Origin of the sequence: Kitasatospora sp. RG8, assembly GCF_017813315.1 — a bacterium.
Taxonomy (GTDB): domain Bacteria; phylum Actinomycetota; class Actinomycetes; order Streptomycetales; family Streptomycetaceae; genus Kitasatospora.
Genome location: NZ_JAGIYX010000011.1, coordinates 217,034 through 235,013, shown reverse-complemented (window position 1 = coordinate 235,013; position 17,980 = coordinate 217,034). Strand labels below are relative to the sequence as shown.

The 17,980-nt window shown below is 74.4% G+C and carries 19 protein-coding genes and 2 pseudogenes; 8 read left to right on the top strand and 13 right to left on the bottom strand.

What is annotated here, in order from left to right:
* Both J5Y04_RS19155 and J5Y04_RS19150 read left to right on the top strand, forming a co-directional pair.
* Positions 1-112, top strand: a pseudogene (locus tag J5Y04_RS19155) (transglycosylase family protein); the annotation flags it as partial.
* Positions 113-571: 459 nt separating this feature from the next.
* On the top strand, positions 572-1,207 hold the full coding sequence (locus J5Y04_RS19150) for a DinB family protein (RefSeq protein ID WP_209413258.1): 636 nt from the start codon (positions 572-574) through the stop codon (positions 1,205-1,207).
* A 34-nt stretch (positions 1,208-1,241) separates the two neighbouring features.
* On the opposite strand, the gene J5Y04_RS19145 is transcribed toward J5Y04_RS19150, so the two are convergent.
* Together J5Y04_RS19145 and J5Y04_RS19140 are read right to left on the bottom strand one after the other, a co-directional pair.
* Complete coding sequence (locus tag J5Y04_RS19145; RefSeq protein WP_148640914.1) at positions 1,242-1,826, bottom strand: pyridoxamine 5'-phosphate oxidase family protein; 585 nt, start codon at positions 1,824-1,826, stop codon at positions 1,242-1,244.
* Between the two features lie 285 nt (positions 1,827-2,111).
* Positions 2,112-2,546 carry a CBS domain-containing protein gene (locus J5Y04_RS19140; RefSeq protein WP_307853196.1) on the bottom strand — a complete coding sequence of 145 codons (435 nt, stop codon included), beginning with the start codon at positions 2,544-2,546 and terminating at the stop codon, positions 2,112-2,114.
* A 152-nt stretch (positions 2,547-2,698) separates the two neighbouring features.
* Here J5Y04_RS19140 and J5Y04_RS19135 point away from each other — a divergent pair, with 152 nt between their 5' ends.
* The 5 genes and pseudogenes from J5Y04_RS19135 to J5Y04_RS41900 all read left to right on the top strand — a co-directional run bounded on the left by J5Y04_RS19135 (position 2,699) and on the right by J5Y04_RS41900 (position 6,859).
* Positions 2,699-3,583, top strand: a complete 885-nt coding sequence (locus J5Y04_RS19135; protein ID WP_307853195.1) for a helix-turn-helix domain-containing protein — start codon at positions 2,699-2,701, stop codon at positions 3,581-3,583.
* 42 nt (positions 3,584-3,625) lie between these two features.
* Positions 3,626-4,048 (top strand): VOC family protein, encoded by a 423-nt coding sequence (locus tag J5Y04_RS19130; protein WP_209413256.1) that lies wholly within the window; start codon positions 3,626-3,628, stop codon positions 4,046-4,048.
* A gap of 6 nt (positions 4,049-4,054) precedes the next feature.
* Positions 4,055-4,567, top strand: a complete 513-nt coding sequence (locus J5Y04_RS19125) for an MmcQ/YjbR family DNA-binding protein (RefSeq protein ID WP_209413255.1) — start codon at positions 4,055-4,057, stop codon at positions 4,565-4,567.
* Between the two features lie 381 nt (positions 4,568-4,948).
* Positions 4,949-5,827, top strand: a pseudogene (ligD, locus tag J5Y04_RS41905) (non-homologous end-joining DNA ligase); the annotation flags it as partial.
* Positions 5,828-6,007: 180 nt separating this feature from the next.
* The gene (locus J5Y04_RS41900; protein WP_245205058.1) at positions 6,008-6,859 is read left to right on the top strand and encodes a DNA ligase; all 852 of its coding nucleotides are present in this window, start codon (positions 6,008-6,010) and stop codon (positions 6,857-6,859) included.
* A gap of 274 nt (positions 6,860-7,133) precedes the next feature.
* On the opposite strand, the gene J5Y04_RS19115 is transcribed toward J5Y04_RS41900, so the two are convergent.
* The 9 genes from J5Y04_RS19115 to J5Y04_RS19075 form a co-directional block, all read right to left on the bottom strand.
* Positions 7,134-7,760, bottom strand: a complete 627-nt coding sequence (locus tag J5Y04_RS19115) for a type 1 glutamine amidotransferase domain-containing protein (RefSeq protein ID WP_307853194.1) — start codon at positions 7,758-7,760, stop codon at positions 7,134-7,136.
* 6 nt (positions 7,761-7,766) lie between these two features.
* Positions 7,767-8,105: a PRC-barrel domain containing protein gene (locus tag J5Y04_RS19110; protein ID WP_209413253.1), complete on the bottom strand. Its 339-nt coding sequence runs from the start codon at positions 8,103-8,105 to the stop codon at positions 7,767-7,769.
* A gap of 5 nt (positions 8,106-8,110) precedes the next feature.
* Positions 8,111-8,560 carry a DUF3040 domain-containing protein gene (locus J5Y04_RS19105; protein ID WP_209413252.1) on the bottom strand — a complete coding sequence of 150 codons (450 nt, stop codon included), beginning with the start codon at positions 8,558-8,560 and terminating at the stop codon, positions 8,111-8,113.
* Positions 8,561-8,629: 69 nt separating this feature from the next.
* Entirely contained in the window at positions 8,630-9,106 is a 477-nt protein-coding gene (locus tag J5Y04_RS19100; RefSeq protein WP_209413251.1) for an HAD family hydrolase, read from the bottom strand.
* Positions 9,107-9,238: 132 nt separating this feature from the next.
* The gene (locus J5Y04_RS19095; protein WP_209413284.1) at positions 9,239-9,940 is read right to left on the bottom strand and encodes an FAD:protein FMN transferase; all 702 of its coding nucleotides are present in this window, start codon (positions 9,938-9,940) and stop codon (positions 9,239-9,241) included.
* A gap of 41 nt (positions 9,941-9,981) precedes the next feature.
* The gene (locus J5Y04_RS19090; protein WP_209413250.1) at positions 9,982-10,473 is read right to left on the bottom strand and encodes an FMN-binding protein; all 492 of its coding nucleotides are present in this window, start codon (positions 10,471-10,473) and stop codon (positions 9,982-9,984) included.
* Between the two features lie 129 nt (positions 10,474-10,602).
* Positions 10,603-11,967: a ferric reductase-like transmembrane domain-containing protein gene (locus J5Y04_RS19085; RefSeq protein WP_209413249.1), complete on the bottom strand. Its 1,365-nt coding sequence runs from the start codon at positions 11,965-11,967 to the stop codon at positions 10,603-10,605.
* Positions 11,968-12,210: 243 nt separating this feature from the next.
* The gene (locus J5Y04_RS19080; RefSeq protein ID WP_209413248.1) at positions 12,211-12,810 is read right to left on the bottom strand and encodes a GNAT family N-acetyltransferase; all 600 of its coding nucleotides are present in this window, start codon (positions 12,808-12,810) and stop codon (positions 12,211-12,213) included.
* Positions 12,811-13,077: 267 nt separating this feature from the next.
* On the bottom strand, positions 13,078-13,746 hold the full coding sequence (locus J5Y04_RS19075; RefSeq protein ID WP_307853193.1) for a TNT domain-containing protein: 669 nt from the start codon (positions 13,744-13,746) through the stop codon (positions 13,078-13,080).
* Between the two features lie 514 nt (positions 13,747-14,260).
* Here J5Y04_RS19075 and J5Y04_RS19070 point away from each other — a divergent pair.
* Positions 14,261-14,659, top strand: coding sequence for a hypothetical protein (locus J5Y04_RS19070; protein ID WP_209413247.1), 399 nt, complete (start codon positions 14,261-14,263; stop codon positions 14,657-14,659).
* Positions 14,660-14,770: 111 nt separating this feature from the next.
* Here J5Y04_RS19070 and J5Y04_RS19065 read toward each other — a convergent pair whose 3' ends face one another.
* Together J5Y04_RS19065 and J5Y04_RS19060 are read right to left on the bottom strand one after the other, a co-directional pair.
* Positions 14,771-16,093 (bottom strand): geranylgeranyl reductase family protein, encoded by a 1,323-nt coding sequence (locus J5Y04_RS19065; RefSeq protein ID WP_209413246.1) that lies wholly within the window; start codon positions 16,091-16,093, stop codon positions 14,771-14,773.
* A gap of 204 nt (positions 16,094-16,297) precedes the next feature.
* Positions 16,298-17,305, bottom strand: a complete 1,008-nt coding sequence (locus J5Y04_RS19060) for an ABC transporter substrate-binding protein (RefSeq protein ID WP_209413245.1) — start codon at positions 17,303-17,305, stop codon at positions 16,298-16,300.
* Positions 17,306-17,980: the final 675 nt, after the last annotated feature.

Genomic DNA, 17,980 nt, shown 5'->3' with positions numbered 1-17,980 from the left:
CCAGGCCCACCAGGCCACCAAGGCCCAGCAGATCGCCATCGGCGAGAAGGTCCTCGCCGCCCAGGGCCCCGGCGCCTGGCCCGTCTGCTCCGTCAAGGCCGGCCTCACCAAGTAACACCCCCCGCACCCCACCCCGGTGCCACCACGACCACGCCGCTGCACCCCACCGACCCACCACGGGCCCGGAACGGTACAGCGGCGTCGTGGCATTTCCCGACCCGAAGAGGGACGGAACAAGAAGTCGGTCCCGCCGACTTCCTGCTCCGCCACCGCCCCGGTCCGGACGGCTCAGTCCTTGCAGACCACCACCGCCCGCAGTCCTCCGTGTCCATGCCGTCGGTGTCACCGCGCCCGTGCAGGAGGGAAGCCGCCGGGTGGGCCGGTGGCTGCTTCCCGAATGTCCCGACGAGGACCGGTCCGCCTCACACCTGCGCGTCCGCCTGCGCCCCGTCGGGCGCCGCGCGGAAAACCCGTCGCGGGCGCGCTCGACGGTGTGACACGGTGCGGGCGGGTGCCGGTTCGGCCGTTCCGGCGGCCCGAAGCCGATCAGTGTCTACCGTGGGAGCACCCGATGACGATGCCTCAGCGCATGGTCCCCCTGCTGGAGCAGTACGACTTCGCCCGCGAGCGGCTCGCCGACCGCCTGGCCGGCCCGGTCGTGAACAGCGGGAACGGCACGGACGTCCCGGTCGGCCCGATGACGGACGACGAGTACCTGTGGGAGCCGGTCGCCGGGTGCTGGTCGGTCCGCCGCCACGCCGACGGGCCCGGCTCCCGCGCGACCATGCTCGTCGGCGCCGGCGACTGGGGCCGGGACACCGCCCCCGCACCCCACCCGGTGCCCCCGCCGTTCACCACCCTGGCCTGGCGGCTCTGCCACCTCACCGAGATGCTCGCCCTCCGGGCCGACCACACCGGCGGCACCCGCTCGCTCACCCGGGACGACTTCGAGGTGGCCGGCGACGCGGCATCCGCGCTCGCGGCCTTCGAGACGGCGGCCGACGCCTGGCGGAAGGTCCTGGCCGACACCGACGACGCGGCCCTCGACACCGTCGGCCACAGCGCCTACCCCTACGGCAGCGACCCGGAGAACCCGTTCATCGACATCGTCTGGTGGGTCAATCAGGAACTGCTCCACCACGGCGCCGAGATCGCCCTCCTGCGCGACCTCCACCACTACCGCGCGGGGTGGTCCTCGACGCCCTGACGGCGCGGGCCGCCCCGGCCCCCACCGGCAGGTCTCAGGCCGGGCGGGGCGGGAGCGGCAGCGGAAGGGCGGGCAGGCCGTCGATGCTGGTCCCGATGTACTGCTTGCCCTCGCAGTAGGTGTTGAACTCCTCGTCCGTCTTCCGGTCGAAGTACTGCTCGTGCAGGTCCCGGTCCGAGCGGTAGTCCATCAGCGGGACCGCGAACCCGCAGGAGTCGCTCACCCGCTCGGCCTTCACCAGGACGATCGCGCGCAGCGCGGAGCCGTCCGCCTCCGCGTCGAAGTGGCCCAGCAGGTCCCCGAACCTGGCGTCGTCCCGGAAGACGGGCTCGCCCTGTCCGTGCACCCGCACCACGGTCGGCGGACCGTCGAAGGCGCACCACATCAGGGTGATCCGGCCGTTCTCCCGGAGGTGCGCGATGGTCTCTGCGGTCGATCCCCCGAAGTCCAGATACGCGAGCGTGAGTTCGTCGATCACCGCGAGTGTGCCCGACCGCCCCTTGGGCGAGACGTTCACGTGTCCGTCGGCGGCGAGCGGCGCGGTGGCGACGAAGTAGACGGGCTGACGCTCGATGAACTCCCGCAGACGGCCGTCAATCTTTTCGTATGTCTTTCCCATGGTGGGATTCTCTCGCATCCCGGATGGCAAGAGCATTTCGCTCGGATGTTGGGACGCTCTTCTCGCGCAATGGGGCGCCTTCGTCGGGCCCCGGGCGGCCGCACCGCACGACGGCGCCACGGAAGCCGGCACGCCTTGCTACCCCGGGGGGCGGGGGCCGGCTGTGACACCGACCACGACTACGCGGCCCGGCCGGCTGCACGATCCGCGGACGCGCGAGCCGGTCCGGCAACGGCAAGTGCCCTCGCGCCGTACGCACGAGGGCACTCACAGGCAGCCCGCGGATCACCGCATCATGTACACGCTGTCCATGAACTCGATGATCTGCTGGTCCGTCAGGCGCTGGCCGTTGCGGTGGCCCATGGCCAGGTCGGCCTCGCTGATCATGCCGACCAGCCGGTCGCCGTCGATGACCGGGATGCGGCGGATCTGGTGCTGCTCCATCTTCTTCAGCACCGTGTCCATGCTGTCCTCCGCACGGACGCAGTGCAGGTGGCCGGCCAGTTCCATGGCCGTCATGTTCGCCGGGTCCCTGCCCTCGGCAAGACAACGGACGACGATGTCGCGGTCGGTGATGATGCCCTTCAACTTCTGGTCGTCGCCACAGATCGGCAGAGCACCGACGTTCATGTCGCGCATCATCATGGCGGCTTCGGCGAGCGTCTGGTCGGCGCGGATGCACTGGGCGCCGGTGTGCATGATGTCTCGGGCAGTGGTCACTGGGACTCCTTGTCAGATCTGCCCCCGAGTACCGGGTGTTCCGGTGCGATCACCATAAGCAACACTCCCGCCGACCGCGAGCCCACGCGATGGCGGGGACGCCGGGCCGCAGCCGCTCCCGGCGGCGGGATACTGGGCGCGATACTGGGGAGGTGACGCAGGAACTCGCCGACACGGTCGACGAAGCCGTCCGGAGCCGGCCCGCCACGGCCCTCCGGCCGTACGTCGCCTGGTACTCCGGCTACCGCCAGCGCGGCGTCGCGCCCGCCGTGCACCGGGGGCTGCCCTCGCCGTACCTGACCTTCATCCTCACCCTGGACGAGCCGCTCACCGTCGCCGGGCACCCGGACCCGGCCCAGCCGGCCGACAGCTACGCGACACTGCTGGGCGGCCTGCACACCTCCCCCGCCCTGATCACCCACGACGGCCGGCAGTCCGGCATCCAGATCGCCGTGCACCCGCTGGCCGCCCGGGCGCTCTTCGGCCTGCCGGCCGGGGAGCTGGCCGGGGTGGACGTCCCGGCCGAGGCCGTCCTCGGACGGGCGAGCGCGCGGCTCCAGGAGGCGCTCCAGCTGGCCCGCGGCTGGCCGGAACGGTTCGCCGTCCTCGACGGCGCGCTGCTGCGGGCCGCACGCCCCTCCGGGCGGGTGCCACCCGAGGTCGTCCGGGCCTGGCGGGCGCTGCGGCGCAGCGGCGGGGCGCTGCCGGTGTCGGCGCTGGCCGCGGACACCGGATGGAGCAGCCGGCACCTCCAGGACCGGCTCCGCCACGAGACCGGGCTGAGCCCGAAGGCCGCCGCCCGGGTGATCCGGTTCGACCGGGCCCGGCGGCTGCTGCGCGCGCCCGGGCCGCCGCCCCGGCTGGCGGAGCTGGCCACGCACTGCGGCTACTTCGACCAGGCCCATCTGGCCCGGGAGTTCCGCACGCTGGCCGGCTGCGCACCGAGTGTGTGGCTGGCGGAGGAGGGGCCCGACGCGGCGAAGTTCCGAAACGTCCAAGGCGGGGCCGGGACGGCGGCGCCAGAGTGGGAGCTGTGACAGCCCCCCGGTTGCCACTGCCCTTCCGAGGAGGAACTCGCCATGGACACCCAGACTCCCGTCCCGCAGGTCTGGCCCAGCCTGCGCGCCCGTGACGCCCGGGCGCTGATCCGGTTCCTGGTGGACGCCTTCGGCTTCCAGGAGGTGGTGGTGTACGGCGAGGGCGACCTCGTCACGCACGCCGAACTGGCCTGGCCGGAGGGCGGGGGTGTGATGCTGGGCTCGGACCGGCCCGACCCCGAGGGCGCCGAGCCCTGGCCCGGCCGCCCGGGCGGCTTCACCGCGTACGTCGTCACGGCGGACCCGGATGCGGTCCACGCACGCGCCGTCGCCGCGGGGGCCCGGATCACGACGGCGCCGTTCGAGACCGACTACGGCTCCCGGGACTTCTCGGCCGCCGACCCTGAGGGCAACCGCTGGTACTTCGGCACCTACCCGGGCGCGCCCCGCCCTTCGGCCGGCTGACTCCCGATGCCCCGGCACCCCCGCACCGCTCCGTCCGCCACCGCCCCGTCTGCCACCGCAGGGTCCGCGGCCGGAGGGCCGTCGGCCGCGCCTCCGCCCGCCCAGCCCTCACCCCGTAAGGCCCATACGACTCATGCGACCCACGCGGATCACGGGACCGCCAACGCCCCCGGGGCCTCCGAGGCCGCCGTCGAGCGGCTTCGGGCGCTCTGCCTGGCGCTGCCGGAGGTCTCGGAGCGGGTCAGTCACGGGGAGCCGACCTGGTTCGCCGGGGCGGGGCGGAGGGCGCGCGTGTTCGTGATGCTCGCCGACCACCATCACGACGACCGCCTCGCGTTCTGGTGCCCGGCCCCGGCAGGGGCACAGGAGTTCCTGATCGCCGAGGACCGGGACCGCTTCTTCCGGCCCCCGTACGTCGGCCACCGGGGTTGGGTCGGGGTCTACCTGGACGTGCCGCCGGTCGACTGGGCCCGGGTCCAGGACCTGGTGGCCGACGCGCACGCCCTGGTCGCGGGCTGACGCGGACCCCCGGTCGGGCGTCCCTTCCTCGCCCCATGACCATCCCCGTTGGGATCCGATCCCGGGAATCCCCCTCCTGCGACTCCCCCTCATGGAAGTCCACCCCTGGAAGCTCGCACCTGGATCCGGCCTCCGGACACCCGACCCCTGGGAATCGAAGCCCGCTTCGCTCCCGCGTCGCCGGAGGGCGTCAGGCAGGACGTACCCAGGTGTTCGTGATGCCGGTCGACGGGCCGCGCTGTTCCCGCGGGCGGCGCTGTTCCCGCACGGTGCCCCGGGCGCTGCTCACGCCGTGAGGAGCGGACGGCCGGAAGGCCGGGCAGACTGGCTGCGCGGGCCCCGCGAACCGGCGCGGCGGCCCGGCGCAGCTCGGAGGCGGCCATGCCGCAGATGGTGGTGGACGGGCGCACGCTCGCCCTCTCACACCTGGAGAAGGTGTACTACCCGGCCACGGGCACGCTCAAGGGCGAGGTGCTGCGCTACTACGCGGCCGTGCACACCGTGCTGCTGCCGCACCTGCGCGACCGTCCGGTCTCCTTCCTGCGCTGCCCGGACGGGGTGGACGGTGAGGTGTTCATCGCCAAGAACCCGCCCGCCGGGACGCCCCGCTGGGTACGGACCGTGGAGGTGCCGAGCAGCAGCGGGGAGCTGCGGCAGGTGGTGCTGGACGACGGCGCGGCACTGCTCTGGGCGGCCAACCTGGGCTGTCTGGAACTGCACGTCCCACAGTGGCACGCGGCCGCGCCCGCACTCGCGGACCGACTGGTGCTGGATCTCGACCCGGGCGAGGGCGCAACCGTGCTGACCTGCCGGGCGGTGGCCCTCCTGCTGCGCGAGCGGCTGGCGGCGGACGGGCTCGACTGCTGGGTGAAGACCTCCGGTTCCAAGGGCCTGCATCTGCTGGTCCCGCTGGAACCGACCCCGAGCGCCCGGGTCTCCGCGTACGCCAAGGAGCTCGCGGCCTCGTTGGAGGCAGCGCACCCGGACCTCGTCGTGCACACCATGGCGAAGGCGCGCCGCACGAGGCGGGTGCTGGTGGACTGGTCACAGAACAACGCCAAGAAGACCACCGCCGCGCCCTACACCCTGCGGGCGCGGGCCCGGCCCACGGTGTCCACGCCGCTCTCCTGGGCGGAGCTTGAGCGGGCCCGGTCGGAGGAGGAGCTGGTGTTCACGCTCGCCGAGCTCCCCGGGCGGCTCGCCGAGTTCGGCGACCTGTTCGCCCCGCTGCTGGCCGCGGACCGGGCCCGCCCGCTCCCGGCCGCACCGACACTCCCCACGACCCCGGCACCCGCCAAGATCCCGTCACTCCCCACGACCACGGCGCCACCCACGAGCCCGACCAGCGCCCCGGCCCCCACGCAGAGCCTCGCCCCTGCCCCCGCCCCCGCGCGCACGTCGTCGCGCTCTCCCCTGGTACTGGACCCGCCCGTCGAGGTGATGCGCCCGGCCGCCGTCCCCACCGTTCCCCCGCCGGACGGGCTGGGCGGCTCGGGCGTGCTGTACGAACTGAAGCTCGACGGCTTCCGCTGCGTGGCCTTCGCACGCGGCGAGCAGCCCCCGTACCTCCAGTCGCGGTCCGGGCGGGACCTCGCCGGCGAGTTCCCGCCGGTCGCCGCCGCCGTCGCCCGGCTCCCGGCCGGGCTTGTGCTCGACGCCGAGCTGGTCGCCTGGCGCGGTGGCCGGTTCGCGTTCGAGGAGCTGCTGCGTACCCGGCAGGCCCGGGCCGCCGACGACACCGCGCTCGGCCTGATCGCCTTCGACGTCCTGGCGCTTCCCGGGCGGGACGTCCGGCGGCTGCCGCTCGCGGACCGGCGCCGGCTGCTGCTCGCCGCCCTCGCCGACGTGCCCCCGCCGGTCCAGCCGGTGATGGCCACCACGGACCGGGCCGAGGCGCTGGCCTGGATGGAACAGCTGGCCGACACCGGGGTGGAGGGCCTGGTGTGCAAGGCGACCGGCTCCTCCTACCGCCCGCGCGGCGCGGGCCGCGTCTGGGTGAAGTACCGGCGCTCCGACACCCTCGACGCAGCCGTCCGCGCCGTCATCGGCACGGCGGCCCGGCCACGGGCGCTGGTCCTGGAGCTGGCCGACGGCCGGGTGCTGCTCTCCACCCCGCAGCTCACACCGGTGCAGTCCCGGCAGGTCGCCGAGGGGGTGCGGGGGCGGCTCGGTGAGCCGGTCCGCGACCCGGACCACGGGACCCTCCACCCGCTCACCGCGGTGCTCCGGGCCGAGGTGACGGTCACCGGCCGGCCGCCGACGGCGACCTTCGTCCGCCTGCGCGGGGACTGAAACCTCCGCGCAGCACACCGTGTGACTCCGCGTCAGTTCGCCCGCGCCCCGAGCCGACCCGTTCAAGTCCCCCCAGATCACCCTCAGGTCCCCGTTCGGTCCCCGTCCAGTCACCCCGTGCGCCCGGCCCTGCCGGGCGCACGGGGTCGCGTGGTGCCGACGGCCCCCGCCGACCGCGCCACCTCAACGGGCGGAGCCCCACCATGAGACGCCCCGCACCGAGGAGCCCCGCACCGGCGCACGGCGTCACCGCGCGTGGCGGGACCACATGACGTCACCGCGCGTGGCGGGACGGTTCGGGTGCGTGGGCCGTGGGCCAGGGCGGGCTGGTCTCCGCGCGCGGCCCGCGGGCGAACTCGGTCACCAGCGTGTCGTTGAAGACCGGGAGGTCGCCCGGTTTGCGGCTGGAGACCAGGACGCCGGGGCCGTCCCGGCAGACGTGGACCTCCTCGTCCACCCACTGGGCGCCCGCGTTGACGAGGTCGGTGCGGATGCTGGGCCAGGAGGTCAGGGTCCGCCCGCGCACCGCGTCCGCCTCCACCAGCGTCCACGGGCCGTGGCAGATCACGGCGACCGGCCGGCCGGAGGTGCAGAAGGCGCGGACGAAGGCCACGGCGTGCTGGTCCAGCCGCAGGTGGTCGGGGTTGGCGACGCCGCCCGGCAGGACGAGGGCGTCGTACCGGGCGTCATCGGCCTCCGCCACGACGTCGTCCACGGCGAAGGTGTCGGCCCGGTCCAGGTGCCGGTAGGCCTGTACCCGACCGGGCCGGGTGGAGACCAGCCGCGGGGTGCCGCCCGCCTCGGCCACCGCCTGCCAGGGCGAGGTCAGTTCGATCTGTTCGACCCCCTTCGGCGCGACCAGGAAGGCGACCGTCCGTCCGGTCAGGGTCACCAGCGGCACCGGCGATCACCCCGAGAAGTGCTGGTCCAGCACCGTCCGGCCATGGGTGGTCAGGTCGCCGGGGGTCAGCTCGACGGCGGCGGGCGGCGGGGCCGAGCGGACGCGGGCGCGCGGGCAGTCCAGGTGGACCACCAGCTCCAGGTGGTCGATCCGGGCCACCAGGCCGACCGGGACCAGCAGCCTGGTGCCCTGCACCCAGGGCCCGGCGTCGACCAGCAGGTGGTCGCCGGCGTCCTGCTCGACCCGGCCGAGCGGGCCGTCCGTCGCCTCCACCTCGTAGCCGACCAGGTTCAGGTCGGCGGCATGGTGGGAGCCCGGACGGTACTCCCACAGGTCGGTCGTCATGGCACTCACGCCTCCGGTTGGTCCCAGGGACGGCGCTCCCCGTGTTCACCGCGCTCGCGACGACCACCCCGTTCTCCGCGGTCGCGGCCCTCGCCACCCAGGAGGTCCGTGCCGTCCGCGTCCGAAAGGTGGCCCGGTCGCCGGCGGCGCAGCAGGGCCGCGACCCCGACCGCGACACCCACGCTGACCGCCCAGACCAGCGCGACCGCGACCAGGACCGGCGCGGTCGGGGTGCGCGCGCCGATGCTGAGGCAGATCGCGCCCATCACCAACGCGGTCATCAGAGCACCCGGCGGCACCTTCTGCGCCACGCGGCGCTGCAGCAGCCGGATCCGGCCCGGCTGTTTGGCCCCCATCGTGCTCAACCGCCGGTCCAGGCGCGTGTCCTGGCGCAGATCGGACTCGATCTCCTCCAGAAGCCGCCGTTCCCGGCCGCTCAACCCGGGTCCGTCCATCTCGGTCACCTCCGAGCCGTCCGGTGACGTCGTTCTCACGTCCGGGCGGATGCCCGGTTCGACTGTGCCTCAACCGCTCCGGCCGGCCGGTACGGCGGGAGGGGTCGGACGGCAGGCCCCGAAGGCCCTGGGGCGGGCCAACAGGCTGTCGTCCAGCACGTGCAGCAGGGCGGCGGCGTCGCGGTGCACCTCGACCGCGCCCGCCGCTCGAAGTTCGGGACCGGTCGTGCCTCCGGTCTCCAGGGCGACACAGGGCACGGCGGCCCGGCGCGCCGCCAGTACCTCGGGCACGCTCCCGGCGACGAACACCGCGTGCGGCGGCGGGGCGTCCACGAGGTCGAGGGCGGTACGAACGGGGTCGCCGCCCGGGGTGTTCACGGTCAGGACCGGTGCACCGGCCGGGCCGGGCCCGGTGAGCACCACCGTCCAGCCGCGCGCGTCGCACTCGCGCAACAGCTCGGCATCGTCCGGCACGGGGGCGGGCCCGCTACCGGGCAGCGCGGCTCGCCAGTCGGTACCGAAGAGTGCCGCCGAGATGACCGTCATGGCCCACCGCTTCCCGTTCCGTGCCGCACACGGGCGCGCCCTTCCAGACTAGGCCCCCACCCCCGCCCCGCGCCTGGCCAGAACGCCTCCACGGGCCCCGGCACGGGAAGTCGTCCGCCACCGGCCCGCCGCTCACGCCGTCGGGAAGCCCGGGGTGCGGTGCCGGGTGCCGTCCGGGGTGATGGCGAGGGCTTCGACGGCGGGGTGCCGGGTGGCCCAGGCGAGGGCGCGGGCGGGGCCCATGGCGAAGGCGGCGGTGGCCCAGGCGTCGGTGCGGGCGAGGCCGCGGCCGACCAGGGTGAGGGAGGCGAGCCCGGTGGCCGGCCGGCCGGTGTGGGGGTCGATGATGTGCGGGCCGCGTTCGGCGGTGCCGGAGGTGGCGACCGCGAGGTCGTGTCCGGTCACCGTGGCGGCCAGGGCGCCGGGGTTCAGCGGGTCGGCGATGCCCACCCGCCAGGGGCCACCCGCCGTTTGGACGTCGCCGCCGCCGCTGACGACGTGATCGGCCGATCCTGCGGCGCGCAGCATCCTGGACGCCTCCTCCACCGCCCAGCCCTTGACCCAGCCACTGGGGTCGAGCCGTCCGGCGGGGCGGTCGGTGAACCAGCCGTCCGTCTCCGCGGCCACCTCGCGGCAGCGGGCGAGCACCTCTGCGACGTCGGGGTGGCAACCGCCCAGGGCGAGTTCGCCCCGATCGAGGCGGCTGACGTCGCTGTCGGACCGGTACGGGGAGAAGACCGCGTCGATCTCGTGCAGCCGTCCGGCGATCCGGCGCAGGGCGGCCTCCGTCCCGGGTGCGGGATCGCGGACGGCGAACGAGAACACCGTGCCCATGACGTGCTCGGTGTGCCGGAGCAGCGGCCGCGGCGGGGCACTCACCGGTCGGCCTGGTCGAGGGCGCTCTGGAGCGAGCGGGTGTAGCCGTCGCTGGTGTAGGTGGCGCCGGAGACCACGTCGACGTCGGCGCTCTGGGCGGCGAGTGCCTCCTGGTTGAGCACGGGTATGGCGCTCGTGTTGATCTCCCGGTCGCGGCGGTCGCTGGTGGGGTACTTCACGACGTCGACCTTGGTGATCTTCGTTCCGTCGAGCGTGACCTTCACCTGGACCGGCCCGTACCGGGTGGGGACGGCGTCCCCGGTGACCGTCCGCAGGGAGGACGACCCGGGCGAGGACGCGGAGGAGGAACCGGAGGAGGAACCGGAGGAGCCGGAGGAGGAGGGCGCGGAGGCCCCCGGGGAGGCCTGCGCCGCTCCCGCGGCGGACAGCGCCGTCGGGGTCGAGCCGCCCCCGCCGTCGTGGGGTTTGAGGGAGAGCAGCAGGATCACGCCGGCGGCGGTGGCGGTGCAGGTGACGACGGCTCTTCGCATCGGTCGCTCCTATCGATATCGACGGCGGGAAGGCGGGACGGCGGAGAAGGGGGCGGCGGGAAGGGCAGCGGGGAGACGGGGAAGCGGAGAGGCGGGGACGGAGAGGCGGAGAGGCACGGCGTGGCCCGGTCAGAGCTCGAAGGACTCGTGGTGGATGCGCCCGCGACGTACCCCGGCCGCCCGCAACGCGCGGACCGCGTCCTCGCTGAACCGGGCCGGGCCGCACAGGTAGACCTCGTGCCGGGCGAGGTCGGGGACGAGCCGGGCGAGCGCGGTACCGAGGTCCCCGGTCTGGGCGCGGCTGCCGAGCAGTTCGAGCACGCGGGCGCCGCGCCGGGCGGCGACCTGGGCGAGTTCGGCGCGGAACAGCACGTCGTCGGCGGTGCGGGCCCGTTGGACCAGGGTCACCTCGCCGGGCAGGGTCTCGAACAGCGCCCGCAGCGGTGTGATGCCGACGCCCGCGCCGAGCAGCAGCACCTTGCGTGCCCGGTGCCGCCGGGCGGTGAACGCCCCGTAGGGTCCTTCGGCGCGGACCTTCGTGCCGGGGCGCAGCGCGGCGACGGCGGCGCTGTGCGCGCCGAGGTCCTTGACGGTGAAGCGGAGGAACTGCGGGTGTGCGGGCGCGGAGAGCGAGTAGGGGTTGGCGGCCCAGCGCAGTGCCCGGGTCTGGAACTGGAGGCGGAAGAACTGGCCCGGTTCGGCGCGCAGTTCGGGCAGCCGGTGGCCGGTGAGGAAGACCGAGACGACGCCCGGGCCCTCCGGCCGGACCTCGGCGACGGTGAGCCGGTGACGGCGGTCGCGCAGCCAGGGGACGGCCAGCCGGTACCAGCCGACGAGCAGCGCGGTGCCGAGGTAGAGCGCGGTCCAGGCGAGGCGGGCGGGGCCCGGGCCGAGATCGGCGCCGGTGGCGAGCTGGTGGCCGAACCCGAGGGCGACCGCGAGGTAGGTGCCGAGGTGCAGGTAGTACCAGGTCTCGTGGCTGAGGCGGCGGCGGGCGGCACGGGCGGAGACCAGGCCCGTGCCGAGCATCAGCAGGGTGGCCAGCCCGGCCTTCAGCATCTCGGGCCAGTGCAGGACGATGTCCACGCCCTCGCCGATCAGGCCGCGGCCGTCGGTGAGGGCGTAGCCCCAGACCACGGTGAGCACGTGGACGGCGACCAGCCCGACCAGGTAGCGACCACCCCAGGCGTGCCAGCGGGCGAGGCGGTCGGCGCCGACTCCGCGTTCCAGGAACGGCAGCCGGGCCATCAGGAGCACCAGGACGGGGGCCGCGTATCCGGCGAGCAGTCCGCTGATCCGGCCGGCGCCGGTGAGCCACTGCGCGGGACCCGCGATCCGCTCGGTGTCCCGCCACCAGAGCGCCAGCACGGCCACGGCGCCCGCCGCGATCACCGACCGGACGACGAGGGCCGTGGTGCCGGGGGGAAGCGGGCGGCGGGCCGGGCGACGGGCCGGACCGGCCGGACGGGCTCGGTGTGCGAGCGGTACGGTCACGGTGCCCTCCTCGGCTGCCGGTTCTGCCTGGGAGGCCAACCATGCCAGCGGAGCCGACCGTGCGCGCGCCCCCAAGAGACCCTTCACGTTCCACCGGGGAGAACGTTTCCGCAGGTCAGAGAGGGTGAACGGGAAGGCGGGAGCCCTAGTGGATCTCACCGCTTTCTCACCTGCCGACGGCTTCCGGCGCCCGCCGACGGCTTCCGACGCCTACTGGCGGCCGCGGCCGGCGCCCACCACCGGCTACGCGGGCTCGGGGTCGTCGGCGAGCCGGGCGTGCAGGTGCTCGTCGTGGTACCTGCCGTCACCGAAGAGGTACGAGGCCCGCAGGGTGCCCTCGTAGGGGAAGCCGCAGCGTTCGGCGACCCGGCAGGAGCCGTCATTGCCGGCCGCGTGTGCGATCTCGATGCGGCGGGTCCCGGCCGTGGCGATGCCCCAGCTGGTGACCGCTCTGACCGCCCGGCCGGCGGCGCCGCGGCCGCGGGCGGCCGGTACCAGCCAGTAGCCGATCATCGCGAGGCCGTCCGCCCGGTTCACCCAGCGCAGGGCGGTGTTTCCCAGCAGCGTCCGGTCGGCGCCGTCGAGGACGGCGAAGGCGGCGCTGTCGCCGCTCTCCCAACGGGCGTCGCAGCGGTCGAGGTACGCCTCGGCACCGGCCTCGTCGGTGGTGTGCAGCGGGCTCCACAGGGCGATCGCCGGATCGGCCGCGGCGGCGATCAGGGCGGGCACGGCGCCGCCACGGACGTCGGTCTTCCGCCCCCAGGGGCACAGGACGACGTCTCCCAGGTCGAGCGTGACCGGGATGAACGAGCGCTGGTCGGCTGCGGTTTCGATGGTGCTCATCCGCCCTTCCTATCCCGGCTCCGGGTGGGCGCGCCAGCGAATTCCGCCGGGCCGGGGGAACCGGCGCGGCGCGCGGGCCCGGCGGACGACGTCCAGCGCTCCGGGGGCGGGCAGGGACGGGCGAGTGCGGCCGGTCCGGGCGGGGAGAGCCGGCGCGGGCGGGGAGGGCCGGCGCGGGCGGGGAGGGCCGGCGCGGGCGGGGAGGGCCGGTGCGCCGGGGACGACAGCCCCCGGCGCACCGGCCGCAGCAACCGGCCCGGGAGGGCGTCAGATCCGGGCGAGGTAGCCGTTGTCGACGAGCCAGAGCACGTTCAGCCGGGCCGGGCCGTTCGGCACGAGGGCGGCGTCGAGCTGGTACTGGAAACCGTAGCCGGGCTGGCCGAACCAGGGCGCGATCGGGCCGGCGTGCACCTTGAACGGCTTCAGCACCTTGTAGTCGTGGTAGTTGCAGGGGGCCGCGGGGTTGCTGTCGAGGCTCTGCGGCGGGATCGAGCGGCTGGCGTAGGGCAGGCCCTCGGGGGCGAGGAAGGAGCCGTACTCGCTGCCGTAACGGTCGATGTTCTGGTTCGGGTAGAGGGTGAGCTCGAACTCGATCGGGCTGCCGTCGGGCAGCGTGACGTAGCCGTTCGCCGGCGGGTAGATCCAGCCCGGGCTCCCGTTGTTGGCGGTGGGACTGTAGTAGGTGGTCAGGAACTTGTCCTCGGAGAGGCCGCCGGTGCGCTTGTAGCCGATCAGCTCGCGGCCGACCGGGCCGGTGGTCGGCAGGTCCTCGGGGCCGAGGCGCGGATCGCCGTGGTAGTCGGCGGCCGAGCACTCGTCGGAGGGGGTCGCGGTGGCCGCATCGGCGGTGGCCGCGGCGGAGGCCGGCAGGGCGGGGGCGAGCAGCGCTACGACCGCGGTCAGCGGTGCGACGAACAGGCGAAGGCGAAGGCGCACGGTGTCTCCGTCGTATCAAGGTCATAGGGACCGGAGGATGATCCGTCACCCTCCGTGTCCAGGTCGCCACCCAGGCAAGCGGATCACCTGACTCCACGTCAACAGGACGGGCCCGTCATGCCGGTGTTTTCTCCTGTTTCGGCCAACCCGCCCGTGTCCGACCCGGGGGGCGTGCAGGATGGAGGGTCACGCCCCCCGGGGAATGGTCGCGCCCCACGGCGCCCCATGGCGCGCCCGGCCGGCACCGTCCGCACCGCCGCACCGCCGCTCCACCCGTGCTTGCCGCCCCCTCTCGCCGTCGGCCGGCACCGTCGGCCCGGACCCCACCCGCCCCCTGGATCACACCCGGATGCACACCCGGATCCGCCCCCGCAGCCGCGCTCGGAGCCGCGTCGTAACGAAGCCGTTCCGGGCGCCATCAAATGCGTTGACAGTGCGTCAAGTCGCCCCGACCATCACGGATACGGCCCGGCCGTCAGGCCGTCGCCGTACCGACAACCGGGGGTGGACAGCGATGTCGTACCAGGCACAGCAGTGGGGGCCCGAGAAGATGCCGGGCTCGGTCCGGTGGGCGGTCGCAGGGGTGTGGGTGCATGCCGTCCTGAACGGCCTCGCCGGGCTCTTCCTGTTCGCGCTGATGAGCGACGAGACCGGCGACGACGCCGGGCTGGTCAGGCTCGTCGCCGCCCTGTCGCTCCTCATCGCCGTCATCCTCGGCATCTGCGCCGCGCTGGCCCCGCGCCGGGCCGGCTGGACCAGGATCACCGTACTGGTGATCGAGTGGCTCTCGATCATCTCCGGCCTGCTCCAGCTCTTCTCCGGCGCGTTCATCGCGCTCGCCGCGCTCGCCATCGCCCTGCTGATCGTCACGGCCTTCATGTCGAACGACGGCAAGCGGTGGTTCAACGCCTGACGGAACGCGGCGCGCGGGCGAGGAGGCGCAGCGACGGAGAGGCGTCGTCCGGCGAGGACCCCTCGCAGCGGGGGCCCTCGCCGCGAGGACGCCTCTCTATGCGATGTTCCGTCAGGACCGGCTGCTCGGCGCCATCTTGCCGAGGGCGTGGAGCAGCCGGTCGAGCGCGTCACGGGAGTTCGGCTCGGTCAGGTTGACCATCAGCCGGAAGGCCACCTTCAGCAGGGCGGGGTGGCCGAGGCCGAGCGCGCCGGCCGTGCCGAGCAGGCGGGGGCGGCCCAGCACGTCGGCGACCAGCCGGCCGAGCGCGAAGTACCCGTCGTAGGCGGCGCGCAGCGCCTGCGGGTAGGCGCGCAGGGCGAGTTCGCGACCGCGGTCGGTGCGCCGGGCCAGCGCCTGGACGATCGTCTCGGCGGCGTACCGGCCGGACTCCATCGCGTAGGCGATGCCCTCGCCGGTCGCCGGGCTGACCGTGCCGCCCGCGTCGCCGATCAGCAACAGCCCGTCGGCGTAGTGCGGCTGGCGGTTGAGCCCCATCGGGAGGGCCGAACCGCGGACGGGCTCGGTGATGCCCTCGGGCGTGAAGCCGTACTCGGGCGGCAGGAGGGCGCACCAGCGTTGGAGCAGGTCCCGCCAGTCCACCTCGCGGGCCACGGCGGCGGTGTCCAGCACGCCGAGGCCGACGTTGGCGGTGCCGTCGCCCATCCCGAACACCCAGGCGTAGCCGGGCAGCAGGCGCTTGGCCGGGTCCCGCGGGTCGCGCAGGTCGAGCCAGGCCTCCAGGTAGCGGTCGTCGTGCCGCGGGGTGGTGAAGTACGTCCGGTAGGCGACGCCCATCGCCCGGTCGGTGCGGCGGTAGCGCTTCATGGCGAGCGACAGCCGGGTGGAGTTCCCGTCCGCGGCGACGACCAGCGGCGCGTGGTAGCTGACCGGTTGCCGGTCCTCGCCGAGGCGGGCCGTCACCCCGGTGATCCGGCCGGTCCGCTCGTCGACCAACGGGCCTGCCACGTTGGCCCGTTCGACCAGTCGCGCGCCGGCCGAGGCGGCCCGGCGGGCGAGCAGTTCGTCGAAGTCGGCGCGCCGCCGGACGAGTCCGAACGAGGGGAAGGCCGAGAGCTGGGGCCAGTCGAACTCCAGTCGTCGTTCCCCGGCGACCACGCGCAGTCCCCGGTTGTGCAGCCAGCCGGCCTCCTCGGAGACGTCGATGCCGAGGTCGACCAGCTGCTTGACGGCGCGCGGTGTCAGACCGTCGCCGCAGACCTTCTCGCGGGGGAAGGCCGACTTCTCCAGCAGCAGCACGTCGAGGCCGGTCCGGGCGAGGTGGTAGGCGGCGGTGGAGCCCGCCGGTCCCGCGCCCACCACGATCACGTCGGCGTGCTCCGGCCCGCGGCCGGGCGCGAGATCGGTGGACAACTGCTGCTCTGGGCCGGGCATCAGGCACTCCCACGGGTCGGATCGGCTGCGGACTCGCGGTCACCGACGATAGGGACAGCGGCCACCGTGCCGCGCCCCGACACGCGGACCCCGCCCCGATGACCGGTCGTTACCGGCCATCGGGGCGGGGCGTCGGCACCCGCGACGGTGTTCGGGGCTCCCTCGGGCACGTGCGACACGGGTCGCCGCGCGCGCCCCCGGAGGTCAGAGACCGCCGTTGACGACGGCGCTGGAGACCGCGCCGCGGTGGAGGTTCCACTTGGCGAGGATCTTGTCGTACTCGCCGCTGTGGATCACCTCGTCGAGCGCCTTGGCGATGACGTCGCGCAGGGCGGTGTTGCCCCTGGCGACGGTGATGCCGTACGGACCGGCCTGCAGGAAGTTGGAGCCGGCCAGCTCGAAGGTGCCGACGCGGCCCGGCTGGGTGGTGTTGTACTGGGCCACCGGGTAGTCGTTCAGGTCGGCGGCCGCCGCGCCGGCGGCGACCTCGGCGAGCGCCTGGTCGTCGCTCTCGAAGCGGTGGATCTGCAGCTGCTTGCCGGTCCGCAGGCAGGCCGCGGTCTGCCGGGTGGCCAGCTCGTCCTGGACGGTGCCGCGCTGGACGGCCACGGTCCGGCCGCAGAGGCTCTCCAGGGAGGAGAGGTTCAGCGGGTTGCCGGCCTTGACCACCATCGACGTCCCGGAGCCGAAGTAGTCGACGAAGTCCACGCCCGCATCGGCCTGGTGGCCGTCGTCGGCGGCGCCCAGCTGGCGCTGCTTGGTGTCGATCACCGCGGACATCGCCAGGTCGATCTGCTTGGCCTGGACGGCCGGAATCAGCTTCTCGAACGGCATGTCGGTGAACTCGACCTTCAGCCCGATCGCGGAGCCGATCGCCTTGGCGAGCTCCGGGTCGAGCCCGGCGGGCGCGCCGCCGGAGTCCTTGAAGTCCACCGGCGGGTAGTTGAGGTAGGAGCCGATCTTGAGCACCCCTGCGGCCTTGACCGCCTTGGGGAGCCGGGCCTGGAGGTCGTCCTGGCTGCCGGGAGCCGGGGCGGGGCTGCCGCAGCCGGTGAGCAGCAGGCCGCCGGCGCCGAGGGCGGCGGCGGCACGCAGCGGCCCTCGGGAGCGCCCTGCGACGGACAGGAGGTCGGTGGGAGCGGGTCGGGGTGCGGGAGCGGATCTGGGTGCGCGGGTGGATCTGGGTACGGGGGTGGTGAGGGTTCGGTGCATCGCGATGCGTCTTCTTCGCAGGTGAGGGAGTGCGTTCAGGGAGACGCCGCGCCGGAGGGCTGCCGGGGTACGCAGGGCGGACCACATCGCCGTGTGCCCGGATGGGGCCGCCCCGGGGTGTGGGGGCGGCCGGTCGGCGGAGGTCCGCCTTCAGGGGCGGTCGGGGCCATCCTCGCACCCCTCGCCACGGGCGGAGGAGGCGGGGCGACCGAGGGCACGGTTCCGTCGGCGCAGAGGCGGCGGCTTCGGCGGGCCCCGGCGGCGGCTTCGGCGGCGTCCCCGGCGTCGCGCGCGTGCGCCCACGTCGACGCGGAACGGGCCGCGGCGCCGCGCGGGTCACGGGGCGGGTCACGGGGCGGGTCACGGCATGGGTCAGGGGCGGTGCGGCCACGGGTGGAGGCCGCGGCCCGGGCGCGGCCTCCTGTGCCGCCCCTTCGGGCATGGTGGCCTCCGGAGGATCGGCACCCCGGGCGGTGCACGTATCTCTCACAATCGGGTGATCGGATCGTTGCACGGGACTAAATCGGACAATTAGCCTGCCCGCATGGCAATCCGGCCAAATCTGCCTTGCATCGCCGCAGCGGCTGCGCAACGTTAGGGCCTCTCGTTCGCCGTCACCCATCGTCACCGGTCGGGGTTCCGGCTGCCGAGGGCTCTCCCACCTGCCTCGCGGGC

Excerpts from the sequence above, each read along its gene's own strand:
- J5Y04_RS19090 (WP_209413250.1), bottom strand. The coding sequence starts at position 10,473 with ATGCGAAGAGCCGTCGTCACCTGCACCGCCACCGCCGCCGGCGTGATC.
- J5Y04_RS19110 (WP_209413253.1), bottom strand. The coding sequence starts at position 8,105 with ATGACGACCGACCTGTGGGAGTACCGTCCGGGCTCCCACCATGCCGCC.
- J5Y04_RS19105 (WP_209413252.1), bottom strand. The coding sequence starts at position 8,560 with ATGGACGGACCCGGGTTGAGCGGCCGGGAACGGCGGCTTCTGGAGGAG.
- J5Y04_RS19065 (WP_209413246.1), bottom strand. The coding sequence starts at position 16,093 with ATGCCCGGCCCAGAGCAGCAGTTGTCCACCGATCTCGCGCCCGGCCGC.
- J5Y04_RS19080 (WP_209413248.1), bottom strand. The coding sequence starts at position 12,810 with ATGAGCACCATCGAAACCGCAGCCGACCAGCGCTCGTTCATCCCGGTC.
- J5Y04_RS41900 (WP_245205058.1), top strand. The coding sequence starts at position 6,008 with ATGCGCCCGGCCGCCGTCCCCACCGTTCCCCCGCCGGACGGGCTGGGC.
- J5Y04_RS19145 (WP_148640914.1), bottom strand. The coding sequence starts at position 1,826 with ATGGGAAAGACATACGAAAAGATTGACGGCCGTCTGCGGGAGTTCATC.
- J5Y04_RS19125 (WP_209413255.1), top strand. The coding sequence starts at position 4,055 with ATGCCCCGGCACCCCCGCACCGCTCCGTCCGCCACCGCCCCGTCTGCC.
- J5Y04_RS19095 (WP_209413284.1), bottom strand. The coding sequence starts at position 9,940 with ATGGGCACGGTGTTCTCGTTCGCCGTCCGCGATCCCGCACCCGGGACG.
- J5Y04_RS19130 (WP_209413256.1), top strand. The coding sequence starts at position 3,626 with ATGGACACCCAGACTCCCGTCCCGCAGGTCTGGCCCAGCCTGCGCGCC.
- J5Y04_RS19100 (WP_209413251.1), bottom strand. The coding sequence starts at position 9,106 with ATGACGGTCATCTCGGCGGCACTCTTCGGTACCGACTGGCGAGCCGCG.
- J5Y04_RS19070 (WP_209413247.1), top strand. The coding sequence starts at position 14,261 with ATGTCGTACCAGGCACAGCAGTGGGGGCCCGAGAAGATGCCGGGCTCG.
- J5Y04_RS19150 (WP_209413258.1), top strand. The coding sequence starts at position 572 with ATGACGATGCCTCAGCGCATGGTCCCCCTGCTGGAGCAGTACGACTTC.
- J5Y04_RS19060 (WP_209413245.1), bottom strand. The coding sequence starts at position 17,305 with ATGCACCGAACCCTCACCACCCCCGTACCCAGATCCACCCGCGCACCC.